Consider the following 13397-nt stretch of genomic DNA (forward strand, 5'->3'; position numbering starts at 1 on the left):
CTCCCCGAGTTGTCCGGCGCCGAGGAATCCGACGGTGGTGGACATCACCCCCTACCCTGTCACGTCTCGCCCGATGAGCTGGCGGGCTATCACCCACTGAAGCACTTCGTTTGCGCCCTCGAATATCTCGAGAATTTTCGCATCCCGGTACAGCTCTTCGAGCCTGAACGTCTCGCCCGTTTCCGACACCTTGCGGGCGAACCCATACCCGCCGTAGACCTGGATCGCGTCACGGGCCAGGTCGGCGGCCAACCGGGTGGCGAAGGACTTGGCCATCGACGCCTCAGGTTCGGCGTGACGCTCACCGCTATCGACACGCAGCGCCGCCTTCTGATACAGGTTTCGCGCGCACTCAAGCTCGGTCGCGCGTTCGGCGAGCCGGTACTGCCAATGCTGCATCGCGCCAAGGGGTTTACCGAACACATGGCGGGTGCGCATCCGCTCAACCGCGAGATCGAGGGCCGCCTGCGCAACGCCGACCCCCGCCGCCGCAATGCCGATCCGACCGTACGTTAGCGTCGCCAGCGCGACGGACAGCCCGCTTCCCGGCTCTCCGAGCGCATTCGCGCGGGGGACTGAGACCTCATCGAAGACGATGTCCGCGGTGAGCTGGCCGCGGTGCCCCATCTTCAGGTCGGGCGCGCCGATTCTGACGCCGGGGCTGCGTTTCAAGTCGACGGCGAGCATCGTCATACCACGCCCGCTGCGACATAGCACCGTAACCCAGTCGGCGACTGGGCTATTGGTGATCCAGCGCTTTCGGCCGGTCACCACGAAGCCGTCAGCGGTCTCGTCGGCCACGGTCTGCATCGCATCGACGGACAGGTCACTGCTGGCGTCGGGTTCGGTGGTCGCGAAAGCGAACACAAGGTCGCCGCTGACCAGACCAGGAATGAGCCGCGCCTGCAACTCGTCCGACGCGAACGACAACGCCTTGGGCACCAAGATGCACTGCCCGTCGTAGACGCCGGCCATGCTGCTGCTGTGGTAGGCGATCTCCTCAGTCGCTGTGCAGGTGCCGAGCAACGGATACTGCAACCCGCGTCCGAACTCGGCACCGAACGGGATCGCGAAGATCCCCTCATCGGCGAGACCGCGAAAGGCCTGCCACGGAAAGCTCTCCGCTGTCTCCTCGCGCTGGCCGATCTCGGCGGCATGGGGTGCGACCACCTTCTCGACGGCGAGCCGGACTTCTCCGCGCAGTCCAACGGTCTCGGCGGGAAGCCCGACGTCGTGCCACATGCGGTCCTGCGTGCGAGGCACGCTCATGTCAGCGCCAGGTCAGGTTCAACGAGTCGACACCAAACACTTGACCGCCGTGCTCAATAGGCTGCCCGGAGACCTCGTAATCCGGAATGCGCTTGTGCCACTCCTCCAGGACCACCGCCAGCTCTTGCCGGGCGAGGTGCGAACCGAGGCACCGGTGCGGGCCGCCGCCGAAGGACAAGTGACGTGTGATGCCGCGGTCGAAGTCGACCGTGCGGGCATCGTTATAGGCCGATTCGTCCCGGCCGGCGAACGCAAGCGAGAACGACGCCATGTCGCCCGCCTTGACCGGGCATCCGTGAAAGTCCATGTCCTGGGTTGCCTTTCGCGCGGTCTGCACGATCGGATAGACCCGAAGCAATTCCTCCACCGCCTTCGGAATGAGCTCGGGTTTGGCGACGATCCGGGCGCGGTCGGCCGGATGGGTGGCCAAATGCAGCATCGCGTACGACAGCTGGTTGGAGACCGTGTCGAGCCCGGCCATGAACAACAGCAGGAGGCAGTTCAGCAGCTCCATGTCGTTGATCGGTTCGTCGTCGATAGTCCAGTCGATGGCCTTACTGACGATGTCGTCGGCATCCGGGTCACGGTTCTCGCGCCGCTGCTGAATCAGCCCGGAGAAGTAGCCCATCACATGCGTCATGCCTTCGAGCCGGGCCGCGTTGACTTCCTCACCTGCTCCGCTCTGGTGCAGAATCATGTCTTCCCAGGCCAGAAACTTCTCGAGATCCTCCACGGGCATGCCCATGATCGTCAGGAAGACCGTCGACGGGAACACCCGCGAGATCCGCGCCACGAAGTCGCACCCACCCTCGGCTGCGACTTCCTCGATCAGTTCCGCGGCCAGCTTCTGCTGCGCGTCGCGCAGACCCTTGACCCGGCCTGGCGAGAAGTACTCAGCCAGCACCTGACGCCACTTGGCATGGTCCGGCGGGTCGATCATGATCGGGATCCACTGGTACGGCGGCTCCGGATCCGTCGGCACGATGACGCTGCTGGACCAGAGCTCCGGGTGCTGGAGTCCGTCCAGGATCACCGAGTTGTCGGTGAAGACCCAGTAATCCATGTCGGCCTCGGTGTTACGGAAGACCGGCCGGGCCTCGTCCTGACACTCGTCGAGTAGGTGGAAGTGCGTCAGCGCCGGCGAGTCCGGGGTATTCATGTCGATGTGCTTCACGGGACATGTTGCCGTGGGCTGATTCTGGATCATGACGTCCTTCCGTACGGCTCCGAACGGGCGCGAACTCCAAGCACTCGCGGCTCGCATACTACGACGGTCCGCTGTCAAACTAGCGCGAACTGCGACGACGGTTCACAGCAGACTCATCGAACTAGGTTAACTATGTTGAGAGACGAACGCAATAGTCTTCGACAGCCGTCGGGACTGTCAACGGACGGCGAAGCCGGCGTCAAGCGGCCAGGCGACGCCGGTGATGAACTTCGCCTCGTCGGACACCAGGAACGCCACGGCGTTTGCGATGTCTTCGGGCATCAGGATCTGGATGGGCAACGCGTTCTGCATCGCCGCGACCGCGGTGTCGTTGGCCGCCAGCAGCTTGCCCATGGTTTCGTTCATCACCATTCCGGTGGCGACACCGGTCGGATGAATGGTGTTGACGCGGATCGAGTACTGCGCGAACTCGTTCGCCCACACCTGCATCAGGCCGACGAGGCCACGTTTGGCCGCGGTGTAGGCCTGTCCACCAGCCCGATCGGTGCCGGTGCCCTTGAGTCCAGCACTCGACGACGTCAGCACGATCGATCCGCCGTTTCCGCCGTCGATCAGGGAGGGGATCGCGGCCTCCACCGTGTTCCACACGCCGATGAGATTGACGTCGATGATGTCGCGAAAGGTCTGCCGTCGGTCGCCGCCAGCACCCAGTCGAATGACGCCCGCGTTGGCGATCACGATGTCGAGGCGCCCGAACTCGGCGAGCCCGTCGGCCACCACCTGCTCGACGCCGTCGGCGTCCCGCACATCGGCCTGACGGGCGACGATGCGTCTGCCTTCCTTCTCGACGAGCTTGACCGTCTCGTCGAGATCCTCACGACTGGCATTGGGATAGTCGATGGAGTCGATGTCGCGGCAGATGTCGAGTGCGATGATGTCCGCACCGTCCGCCGCGAGCCGGACCGCATGCGCGCGGCCCTGGCCTCGCGCAGCTCCGGTGATGAAGGCGACTTTGCCATCGAGTTTTCCCACGGTTTCGACTCCTATTTTTAGTCGGCAATGCTGCCGGTGTGAATCCTTGCTTGCCGCAACCCTTCCTGAGGGTCGTCGACTTCGACATCCCAGTCGCCGCACGAGCACGTACAACGGAAGTGACCGTTGACGGGCAGGATCGCCTGGCCGTCACACGATCCACCGGCGTCGGCGATGCTGGTGAGGAATTCCAAGGGTTTCTCGTGCAGGGCGCTGTCATTAGACACGGCGTTGCTCCTCGTCGTCGACCCGGAAGACCGGCAACAGCCAGCCGTCGGCAATCGGTGAGAAGTCAACGTGGACAGGCATTCCTATCGTGACGTCGGCGGGCGCAACGTCGACGACGTTGGAGACCAGCCGCGCACCGGGCGCGTCGGGCAGGTCGAGTACCGCGGGCACCAACACCAGATCCGGCATACCTGGGAAACCGTGCACGACGGCGAAGCTATAAATGACGGCGTCGCCGGCGAGGTCGACCCAATTCACCTTCTTGCTTTGACAATTGGGGCAGAACGGTGTGGGGGGTAGCCGGAAGGTCTGACAGTGGCCGCATTGCGGGGCCACCAGCCGTCGTTCCTTCGCGGCCCGCCAGAACGGCTCGGTGTCTTTGTTCATCGCGATCCGCACGTCCTCGCCGGGGATCGTGGTGGCCAGCGCTGCGGTCGATGCACTCATGCGGCGCGCCCCAGGATCAAGCCACTCACTGGCAAGCTCGCCGGGCCGCCGGTGACCAGGGCGAGTTCGGCGTCGGAGACCTGATTGATGGCGGTGCCGCGCATCTGCTCGACTCCTTCCATGATGTGGGTCATGCCGATGATGTACGCCTCGGAGAGCTGACCGCCGTGCGTGTTGACCGGAATCGAGCCGCCGTTATACCGGATCGCTCCGCTTTCGACGAACGCGCCGCCCTCCCCCTTGCCGCAGAAGCCGTAGTCCTCGAGCTGCATGAGCACCATCGGGCTGAAATGGTCATAGAGCAGCGCGACGTCGATGTCGTCTGCGCTGATGCCGGCCTGTTCGTAGAGCCTCTTGGCAATGGGCGCGTTCCCCGAGGAGGCGAAGTATTCGTCGGGCATCCCCATCCAGGCAAAAGCCCTGCCCCAGTCGCGAACGCCCCCGTGGGCCGCGGCGACGACCGGCACCGGTGGCTGCTTCAGATCGTTGGCCCGATTGATGCTGGTAGTGATCACGGCCACCGCACCGTCGGTCTCCTGACAGAAGTCGTAGAGGCACAAGGGTTCTGCGATCATCCGAGCGTTGAAGTAGTCGTCCAAGGTGAGTGGCTCGGGGTGCATCGCCTTCGGTCGATTCGCCGCGTTAGCCCGCGTGGAGAGCGCTATCTCGGCGAATGCCTCGCGGCGGGTGCCGTACAGGTGCATGTGTCGACGAGCCATCACCGACATCAACTGGCCGGGTCCGAACAGCCCGGACGGCTGCAGGAACGAGTTGATCGGATCGGGTTCGATCGCCGAAAACACCGATCCGAGGCGCTGTTTGGATTGTTGAAGCGCCATCACCGTCACGACCACCGAGGCATCGCCGGCAACGATGGCGGCCCGTGCCAGCCCGATTGCGCCCGCCGAGCCGCCGCCGCCCGAGGTCAGTGCGGCGGTAAAGCGAACTTCCGGAATCCCAAGCGTTTCCACGAAGTCGGCGGTGTCCATCTTCTCGGTGTAGCCCGCGCTGGCGCCCGAGTAGTAAGCGAAGCCATCGACGTCGGTCACGGGAAGGCCGGCATCCTCGCACGCCGCCAGGATGGCCTCGCCGGCCAACTCGGTGATCGACTTCGGCAATGACCCACCGCGTTTGTAATAGGGTGTGGCCCCGACGCCCACGATCGCGACGTCGCGCACCCCGGACGAAGTAGTCATGCGCTCAGAACTTTTCGGCCGGGATGGGCGGCACATCCGGGAACAGTTCGTAGAACGTGCCCTGGGTGATGCGCAGCCGGGTCTCGTCGCTCACACCGTCGAACAGCCCCTTCAGGGTGTCCTGGGTATGGCCGAAGGTACCTTCCATGTGCGGGTAGTCGCTGCCGAACATCACGTTCTTGTAGCCCATGTGCTCGTAGGCGGCGACCGCCGTCTCATCGTGCTGGAAAGACGCATACACCTGGGTGTAGAGGATCTCCTTGGGACTACGAGTCAGCTTGGGCCGCACCGCCATATGGTGTTGACGGTAGCCCTCGACCATCCGGTCACCGAGGAACGGCACCCAGGTCGCGCCGCCTTCGGAGATCAGCACCCGAAGGTCGGGGTGGCGGTCCAACGCGCCGGAGGCGACCATCTTCATCGCCGCCCGCTGTCCGGAGAACGTGGTCTCGGCGTAATTCATCACCGCGCCACCCGGCCCGCGGTACACCATCCCCGCCCCGCCACTGGCGCCGCCGACGGTCATGTCGACCGGGTCGGTGCCGATGTGGAACGCGATCACCATGCCGGCTTCCTCGGCCGCCGCCCAGAACGGTTCCCACTCCTTGCGATGCCAGTCTGGGGCACTGGGGTGCGGTGTCGTCGGCAGGAACACCGCCTTGAAGCCGTTGTCTGCGGCCCAATGTAATTCCTCGACGGCGTCGTCGACGATCAGTGTCGACACCTGGGCAGTTACCACATAGCGCGCTGACACCGCGCAGATCTCCTCGAGCGCCCACTCGTTGCTGGCGCGCATGCAGGCCTTGAGTAGTTCAGGAGTGCGAAACGTCGAGCCCCACATGCCCAGCGACGGGAAGATCACCTCGCCCCAAACGCCCTCTTTGTCCAAGTCACCCAGCCGTGCCTTCGCGTCGCGGATGCCTTGTGGCTTCATGCTCTCCTCGATGAAGGCCTCCATCGCCGAGGACGGCAGCTTGCGCCGGAAGATCTGTCCGTCGACCGAGACCGTCTCGTATTCACCGTCGGGGTCCTTCTGGGCGCGCGGCGTCAGGTCGGCAAGCGTCTTGGGTAAGCGGGACTGCCACAGGTCGTCGGGCTCCAGGAAATGCGAGTCACCCGAATTCGTCCAGATCATGCTCATCGGCCCTCCATGGGTGCGTCGCTGCTTCGAATGATGCCAGCTGCTCTCGTGCAAGTCCAGTATTTCTAATAACTAGCCATTACTATTTGGCATGAGGTGGGACGCCGGGAAGACTGAGGCGGAGTGGAGGAGGTCCATGCCGGAGCTGGGAACCGAGTCGGCCGCGGGCGAGCGCAGGCGCAACGCGTCGGGTGAGTCGACGCGGGTGATGTTGATGGAAGTCGCCGAGCGGCTCTTCGCCACGCGCGGCATCGAGGCGGTGACGCTGCGGGAGATACAGCAGGCCGCCGGACAGTCCAACACCTCAGTGATCCGCTATCACTTCGGCTCGCGCGACGGTCTGATTCGCGCACTGATCGCTTATCGCCAAGCGTCGCTCGGGACCGATCGCCAGGAGATGCTCGCGAGCATGCGCGAGGAAGGCAAGGAGGCCGATCCCCGCGCGGTGGTGTGGCTGCTGGTGCGGCCGCTGGCCAACAGCATCGCCGCGGGCGAAATGTTCGCGCCCTTCCTGGCCCGGCTTGCCGAGGATCCGCGGGCCCGCAGCGCGTACTGGCCGCATCACGTCGACGACGATTGGACGCAGGAGAAGCTGGAGGAACTGGTCGACGCCGCGCTACAGGATCTGCCCGAGCGGATCCGGCGCGGCCGGACGTTTCAGCTCTACATCAGCCTGGTCAACGTGCTGGCCGCCGCCGCCCGCGCCGGGCATGGCCTCAGCGAAGCGCAGCTGCACAACTACGTAGACACCTGGGTCGGAATGCTGACGGCGCCGGTGTCGTACGAAACTCGCGCGCTGATCGCCGACGACGACTGATCCGTCAGCTGCCGCCCACGATCTCCTTGGCCCTCAGGTCGACGATCGTGGCCTCGTCCAGTCCGATTTCGCGCAGTACCGCATCGGTGTGCTGCCCGATGGTGCATCCCGCGTCGGCACGCGTGCGCGATCGCGAGAAGCGGCACAGCGGTGCGAGCCGACGGTGCTCTTCGAAGATCGGGCTGTAGGCGTCCACGGCATAGCCTGCCTCGTAGTACGGATCGGTCTGCAGCACCAGCTCGGAGTTGGCCTCCACCACCTCGACGCACCCGACGTCCTGGGCGGACAATTCGTGCTCCCACTCCAGCTTGGTCTTGTTAGCGAAAACGGTTGTCAGTGCGGCGGTTAGCTCGTCGTCGTGCTGCGCGCGAGATTCGGCATCGGCAAAGCGCTCGTCGGCGTGCAAATCGACGTAGGGCGACATCGCCTTGGTCAGCGCCGGCCATTCGCGCGGCAGCGGTGCAGCGAGAAAGACGTAACCGTCTGCCGCGCGGTACATCCGGTAGAGAGCATTCATACCGAAGAACTGATCGTCGGCGGCTGTCTCGGCGGGACGGGACGCATAGCTCGCGTTATACGTGATCATCGCCTGCTGAACGGTTCCGAGCATGGTCGTGACCATGTTCGCCAGGGTCGTGCCGCGGCGCTTGGCGTACAACGCGAGGAGCAGCGCCGAACCCACGCCGTGCGCCGCGATACCGTCGGATTGCACGGCGGGAACGGCCCCGCCCGCATGGAGTTTGACCGCCCGGCGGTGCAGGTCATCCAAGTCGATGGCGGGCTCACCCGTGTCGTGGCTGTCGACCAGCGCCAGCCCGGATGCCGCACCGACCGACGGCGCGTAGGCCGCGCGGTGCGCGAACGGTCCGTCGACCCCGTAACCCGAGGTCGTCACGAACGCCAAGTCCGGGTTGACCGCCCGCAGTGAAGCCTCGTCGATCTTCGAGCGCTCGGCGGCCTTGCCCCGGAAGCACTGCAGCACAACGTCGGACCGCTTGGCCAGTTCGTACACCAACTCAAGGCCTTCGGGCTTGGTGAAATCGATCGCGACACTTTCCTTGCCCTGCAACACCTTTGCTCCACCGGCTTCGGGAAATGCGACGAGGTTGCGAATGTTGTCGCCCTCCAGTGGCTCGACCTTGATCACCCGGGCGCCGAGGTCTGCCAGCAGGGTCGCGCCGTACGGTCCGGCGAACATGCTGCCGAACTCCAGCACCGTCACGCCCTCCAGCGGCGGGGTGTCGCGGTGCTCGCGCGGCGTCGCTGCGGCGTCGCCCACAGCGTCGAAGGTGACCGAGCCATTGTGCTCGCCGATTCGCGGTGCCGGCCGAAGCTGGGTCAGTGGTTTGCCATCGGCATGAATGAGGGTCGACGGTTGACGCACCGGTCCGAGATCGGGGTCGATGACGGTCGCGGCACGGCCTTCGTGAGCGGTCTGCGGGTGATCCAGCGAGTCGGCGGGACTCCGGAACAGTTCGCCGCTCAGGTCGAGGTTCTCGGTCATGGCCTGCTGCCATTCGGCGAGCGTGCGGGCTCCCACGCGCTCGATCATCATGTCCCACCACTCGGTACGCAGTTCCGGGGTCGGCAGCATCGGAAAGCCCTGCCACTTCGGGTCGCCGAGCTCCTTCAGCAGGTCCAGTTCGGTGAGCCACGCGCCGATCAGCTTGGGCGACACCTGAGCGAATTGCAGCCAGCGACCGTCCTTCGTCGGACACACCAGGAGTGCATAGATGAGGTAGGCCTGGGGCCGGCCTCGATCGTCGTAGGCGGCGTCCATGGGTTCGAAGGCGCCCGGATACCGTTCCAGCACCATCTCGTAGAACCAGTTGTACGGATCCATCGAACCCATGCCGGTGACCAAGTTGGTTTCGACGGTTTGGCCGCGCCCGCTGGTCTCCCGCTCGAGGAGCGCGGCGAGCACGCCCTGCACAGCGGCGTGGGCGGCTCCCCACGAAGCATAGGAGAACGTGGTGTAGGCCGGTCCCGGCCGTATCGTCAGTCCGCGCTTTTCGTGCATCACTCCCGTCTTCGCCATCACCAGGGCCTCCCAGCCCTTGTAGTCGCGAAACGGCCCGGTCGACCCCCAGCCCGTGATCGTCGCCACGACGAGTCGCGGGTAGGCGTTCGACAATGTGTCGTGGGTCAGTCCGATGCGCTCGGCCGTGGTCGGCCGCATCGTGTTCACCATGACGTCGGCGCGGTGCAGCAATGGACGCAATCGCTCCAGATCGGCGTCGTCGTGCAGGTCCAATGTCACGCTGCGCTTGCCGCGGAGCAGGGCGGGCCAGCCGGCGAGCTCGCGCAGCGGACTCCCGTCGGGCGGCTCGATCATGATCACCTCGGCACCGCAGTCGGCGAGGAACTGCGTCGCTTGTGCTCCGGGCAGCGTCGTCGACAGGTCGACCACCACGACGCCGGCCAGCGGACCGTCCGACGCCGCACCGACATCCGGCATGTTCGCTCCTACGGTGTGCTGGCAGATCTCGTCAGAACGTGGTGTGACGCACGCCACGCCAGCATCGCAGCCGCCAAGATTAATGTCAATGCATTAGTCTTGATCCGACCGCCAGAGCCCGGAACGACGAGTCCTTAGCGGCGATGGATGCGCAAGCGTGCGCGACGACACAGCACAACGCGATGCTGGCGGCACCGCCGAGCCAACGGCCGAGCGTGGTCCAGTCCGAATGCAGGCCGAGGACCACGGGCGAGGTCACTCCGCCGAGCACCGCACCGTAGGAAATCGTGGGAATCACGAGCAGCCACAGCCAGTTCCACCCAGTGAGCCGCGGCACCAGCAGGTACAAGATGACGGCGCCGACCAAGCCCGCCGTCGCGTCTGCGAACGCGAACCACACGTTGATGCCGCCGGGCATGAACGGCTGGTCACCGTAGAACCCGCTGATCCCCATCCATCCGGCCGTCGCGGTCGCGAGTGCGTCGACGACGACCAGAATCGTGAACCAGCGCCAGATCTGCCTGCGACTGACGCCACGCACGAACATGCGCCAGAGGATGTAGGAGCTGCCCCCGAAGAACCACGAATACCCGATCGGAGCGAACCATGGCACTGTGCGACCGTAGGCGGCGTAGACGCCGAGCGGATTGTCGGGCGGGTACCAATACAGCAGCGTGTTGTCGAAGATCGGTTCGACCGCTATTGCCGAGAAGGCGATGCCGAGGAATAGCAGGGGTAGCACCGGTCCATTTCGGCGTTCGCCTGACACCCACCACCACACCAGCAACGCCACCACGATGAGTGCGCTGCCAGCGGTGAACGCCACCGACGGGACGAAAGGTGGACTGGAATCAGTCGGCATCGGGATTCCGTCTGCGAGGAAGTTCAGGTTCATGTCGGGCCTGCCTGTCGTCGACGTTGAATGTCTTTGTCGCGCAGCGTGATCAGCTCGCGCAGGGCGAGTCGATCCGGCTTGAGCATGGGTGTCAGCGGCAACTCATCGACGATAAGCAGCTCATCGGGCGCTTTGTAATCGGCCAGTTCGTCCGCCACGTGAGTTCGCAACTCGGCCAGCGTCGGTGGCCTGGCGGCGTCCGCCGGCACGACACACGCGACACCGATCTCTCCGATCACCGGGGCCGAGCGCCCCACGACGGCAGCATGTTTCACCGCGACGTGACCGGCAAGCGCCCGCTCCACCTCGCCGGGGTGGACGTTGTAGCCACCCCGGATGTACATGTCGCCGCTGCGCCCGACGAGGGTGAGATTGCCGTCGGCGCCGACGGCGCCGACATCGCCGGTACGCAGCCAACCGTCGCGCAGCACCTCAGCGGTGAGTTTCGGGTTGCGCCAGTAGCCACGCATCACACACGGGCCGCTCACCTCGAGCCCGCCGTCAGATCCGATCCGTACATCCATTCCCGTGGCGGGCCGCCCCACGGTGCGGAACTGAACCTCGGGGGCGTCGTTCGGTTCGGTCCCGCAGATGGTCGGACACTCGGTCATCGCGTACCGCACGACCAGCGGGACCCCGATGCCCTCGGCGACCCGCCGTACCAGTTCCGGCGGTGCCGGCGCGGTCGCGACCACCCCGATCCGCAAGTGCGGCAACGCTTGCGGGCTCACTCCATCGACATCGAGCAGCTTGGCCCATTGAGTCGGCACCGCGCCCGCCACGGTGACCCGCTCGTCGCGTAGCACGTCGAACATCCCCTGGGCCGACCACGGTGTCGGTGGCACCACCAGTGTGCTGCCCCACACCAACTGATCCCAGAGCTTGAACATGTAGCCGGCATGGGAAAACGGCGTCGATGTGAGGCGCCGGTCATACGGCGCGCTCATCACGCCTGATGCTGCCGCGCCCGCGGCCAGTCGGTCGGCATCGAAGGCTGCGCCCTTCGGCGTCCCCGTCGTGCCGCTGGTAAAGATCAACGCAACGAGGTCCCGACGGTTCAGCTCCGCAGCGGGTGGCGCCGAGCGCGACGTGTCACGGCACAGCGCATCCCGCGACAGCAGCCGGCGCCCGGTGTCGGGCAGCGCACCAAGACGTCCGTCGGCGACGACCAACGCGGGATCCGCCTGCCGCAGGATCGATTCGACCTCTCTGCGGCCAAGCCGCGGATTCAACCCGGTGGTGATCACGCCGATCATCGCCGCCGCTGCGTAACACGTCGCGTAGTCGATGCCCGATGGCAGCCACAGCGCGACGACGTCTCCCTTGCCGGCGCCGAGGTCGGCGAACTGGGCGGCCACGCCACGGGCCCGGCCGATCCACTCCGCGAACGTCATTCGCGCTCCGGGCTCGACGTAGGCCTCGACGTCCCCGTGGACGGCGGCGGCCGCCTCCAACATCGCTCGGGTGTCGGCCACGGCGGCGCTCAGCGGTGCGCGGTTCACTACGGCTCCTCGGCGCCGAGAATCATTGTGCCGCTGGAGCAGAACCAGCCGCCGGTGCCGCTGACGCACGCGATCCGGGCGTCCGGCACCTGCCGCGGTCCGCATTCACCGCGTAGCTGACGCGCAGCCTCCACCAGCAGGAACAACCCCCGTTGGCCAGGGTGGCACGCCGACAGCCCGCCGCCGTCGGTGTTGGTGGGGAGTTCGCCGCCCAGCCGCAACGAGCCTTTCTCGACGAATCCGCCGCCCTCCCCCTTGGCACAGAAGCCGAGATCTTCAAGGGTGAGCAACAACATGTAGGTGAAAGCGTCGTAGATTTCGGCGACGTCGACGTCAGACGGCGAGACGCCGGCGCGGGCGAAGGCCAGCGGCCCGCTGACCGCGGCCGGGCCCACGGTGAGGTCGTCCCACTGGGAAGTCAGCATGTGCGAGGTGGTCTCGCCCGAGCCGAGCACCCACACCGGCTTACTGCGCAGATCTTTCGCGCGTCCCGCGTTGACGAGAACGGCTGCCGCCCCACCGTCACTGCGAATACAGCAGTGCAGCTTGGTGAATGGGTCGGCAATTATCGGTCCGTCGAGGACGTCGTCGATGGTGATCGGGTCGCGGTAGTAGGCCTCGGGATTGTCGGCCGCGTTGAACCGTGCGGACACGGCCACCTCGGCCAGCTGCTCGATCGTGGTGCCGTAGGTGAACATGTGTCGCCGCGCAGCCATGGCGTACTTGGAGATCAGGGTATGGCCGTACGGCGCCTCCCACTGCAGAGGTCCGCGAGCACCCCAGTTGATGTTGGCCCCCCGCAAACCTTTTCGAAGATCCGAGCGTGCAGTCGATCCGTAGGTCAACAGCACCACGTCGGCATGTCCGGCTGCGATCGCGTCGGCGGCATGGGCTGCCATCACCTCCCACGACGCACCCCCGACCGCGGTGGAGTCGATCCAGCGCGGCCGCAGCCCCAGATACTCGCCGACATCGACCGGGGGCAGGGTGCCCTGACCGGTGGAGGCCAACCCGTCGACATCACCGGGCGTCAGACCGGCATCAGCCAGGGCGCGGCGGCTGGCCTGGGCGATCAGCTCGTAGGGGCCTTTATCGTCGACCCGGCCGACGTCGGACAGGGCGACCCCCGCGATGGCGACGGCGCCGCTCACTGGGCGCGATCCTGGGCCAACAGCTCCGCCAGCACGTCGGTGGGCTCACCGAACAAGTGCCGAAACACGTGTGCGCGCTTGAGATACAGGTGC

General features: G+C 65.7%; 12 protein-coding genes. 1 reads left to right on the forward strand and 11 read right to left on the reverse strand.

Annotation, left to right across the window (positions count from 1 at the left end; all coding sequences use genetic code 11):
• Nucleotides 1-51: 51 nt before the first annotated feature.
• The 7 genes from VGH54_RS01855 to VGH54_RS01885 form a co-directional block, all read right to left on the reverse strand.
• The gene (locus VGH54_RS01855) at nt 52-1269 is read right to left on the reverse strand and encodes an acyl-CoA dehydrogenase family protein (protein WP_331510231.1); all 1218 of its coding nucleotides are present in this window, start codon (nt 1267-1269) and stop codon (nt 52-54) included.
• A 1-nt stretch (nt 1270) separates the two neighbouring features.
• Nucleotides 1271-2428 carry a cytochrome P450 gene (locus tag VGH54_RS01860; protein ID WP_331510232.1) on the reverse strand — a complete coding sequence of 386 codons (1158 nt, stop codon included), beginning with the start codon at nt 2426-2428 and terminating at the stop codon, nt 1271-1273.
• A 225-nt stretch (nt 2429-2653) separates the two neighbouring features.
• Nucleotides 2654-3469, reverse strand: coding sequence for a mycofactocin-coupled SDR family oxidoreductase (locus VGH54_RS01865; RefSeq protein ID WP_331510233.1), 816 nt, complete (start codon nt 3467-3469; stop codon nt 2654-2656).
• 17 nt (nt 3470-3486) lie between these two features.
• A complete protein-coding gene (locus VGH54_RS01870) occupies nt 3487-3696 on the reverse strand; it encodes a hypothetical protein (RefSeq protein WP_331510234.1) in 210 nt (69 codons plus the stop codon).
• A complete protein-coding gene (locus tag VGH54_RS01875; RefSeq protein ID WP_331510235.1) occupies nt 3689-4144 on the reverse strand; it encodes a Zn-ribbon domain-containing OB-fold protein in 456 nt (151 codons plus the stop codon). The genes VGH54_RS01870 and VGH54_RS01875 overlap by 8 nt, the downstream gene beginning before the upstream one ends.
• Entirely contained in the window at nt 4141-5340 is a 1200-nt protein-coding gene (locus VGH54_RS01880) for a thiolase C-terminal domain-containing protein (RefSeq protein ID WP_331510236.1), read from the reverse strand. Before VGH54_RS01880 ends, VGH54_RS01875 begins: the two co-directional genes overlap by 4 nt.
• A 4-nt stretch (nt 5341-5344) precedes the next feature.
• The gene (locus VGH54_RS01885; RefSeq protein ID WP_331510237.1) at nt 5345-6481 is read right to left on the reverse strand and encodes an amidohydrolase family protein; all 1137 of its coding nucleotides are present in this window, start codon (nt 6479-6481) and stop codon (nt 5345-5347) included.
• 136 nt (nt 6482-6617) lie between these two features.
• On the opposite strand from VGH54_RS01885, the gene VGH54_RS01890 reads away from it, so the two are divergent.
• The gene (locus VGH54_RS01890; protein ID WP_331510238.1) at nt 6618-7298 is read left to right on the forward strand and encodes a helix-turn-helix domain-containing protein; all 681 of its coding nucleotides are present in this window, start codon (nt 6618-6620) and stop codon (nt 7296-7298) included.
• Nucleotides 7299-7302: 4 nt separating this feature from the next.
• On the opposite strand, the gene VGH54_RS01895 is transcribed toward VGH54_RS01890, so the two are convergent.
• The 4 genes from VGH54_RS01895 to VGH54_RS01910 form a co-directional block, all read right to left on the reverse strand.
• Nucleotides 7303-9756, reverse strand: a complete 2454-nt coding sequence (locus VGH54_RS01895) for a CaiB/BaiF CoA transferase family protein (protein WP_331510239.1) — start codon at nt 9754-9756, stop codon at nt 7303-7305.
• An 85-nt stretch (nt 9757-9841) separates the two neighbouring features.
• Nucleotides 9842-10618 (reverse strand): hypothetical protein, encoded by a 777-nt coding sequence (locus tag VGH54_RS01900; protein ID WP_331510240.1) that lies wholly within the window; start codon nt 10616-10618, stop codon nt 9842-9844.
• Between the two features lie 29 nt (nt 10619-10647).
• Nucleotides 10648-12153, reverse strand: a complete 1506-nt coding sequence (locus VGH54_RS01905) for a class I adenylate-forming enzyme family protein (RefSeq protein WP_331510241.1) — start codon at nt 12151-12153, stop codon at nt 10648-10650.
• Nucleotides 12153-13304: an acetyl-CoA acetyltransferase gene (locus tag VGH54_RS01910; protein WP_331510242.1), complete on the reverse strand. Its 1152-nt coding sequence runs from the start codon at nt 13302-13304 to the stop codon at nt 12153-12155. Before VGH54_RS01910 ends, VGH54_RS01905 begins: the two co-directional genes overlap by 1 nt.
• Nucleotides 13305-13397 lie beyond the last annotated feature (93 nt).

This window comes from Mycobacterium sp. (assembly GCF_036488105.1).
GTDB lineage: Bacteria > Actinomycetota > Actinomycetes > Mycobacteriales > Mycobacteriaceae > Mycobacterium.

Bases quoted from the DNA above. Each gene is read 5' to 3' on its own strand.
- VGH54_RS01890 (WP_331510238.1), top strand. From the start codon at position 6,618: ATGCCGGAGCTGGGAACCGAGTCGGCCGCGGGCGAGCGCAGGCGCAAC.
- VGH54_RS01860 (WP_331510232.1), bottom strand. From the start codon at position 2,428: ATGAATACCCCGGACTCGCCGGCGCTGACGCACTTCCACCTACTCGAC.
- VGH54_RS01880 (WP_331510236.1), bottom strand. From the start codon at position 5,340: ATGACTACTTCGTCCGGGGTGCGCGACGTCGCGATCGTGGGCGTCGGG.
- VGH54_RS01885 (WP_331510237.1), bottom strand. From the start codon at position 6,481: ATGAGCATGATCTGGACGAATTCGGGTGACTCGCATTTCCTGGAGCCC.
- VGH54_RS01900 (WP_331510240.1), bottom strand. From the start codon at position 10,618: ATGCCGACTGATTCCAGTCCACCTTTCGTCCCGTCGGTGGCGTTCACC.
- VGH54_RS01895 (WP_331510239.1), bottom strand. From the start codon at position 9,756: ATGCCGGATGTCGGTGCGGCGTCGGACGGTCCGCTGGCCGGCGTCGTG.
- VGH54_RS01875 (WP_331510235.1), bottom strand. From the start codon at position 4,144: ATGAGTGCATCGACCGCAGCGCTGGCCACCACGATCCCCGGCGAGGAC.
- VGH54_RS01855 (WP_331510231.1), bottom strand. From the start codon at position 1,269: ATGAGCGTGCCTCGCACGCAGGACCGCATGTGGCACGACGTCGGGCTT.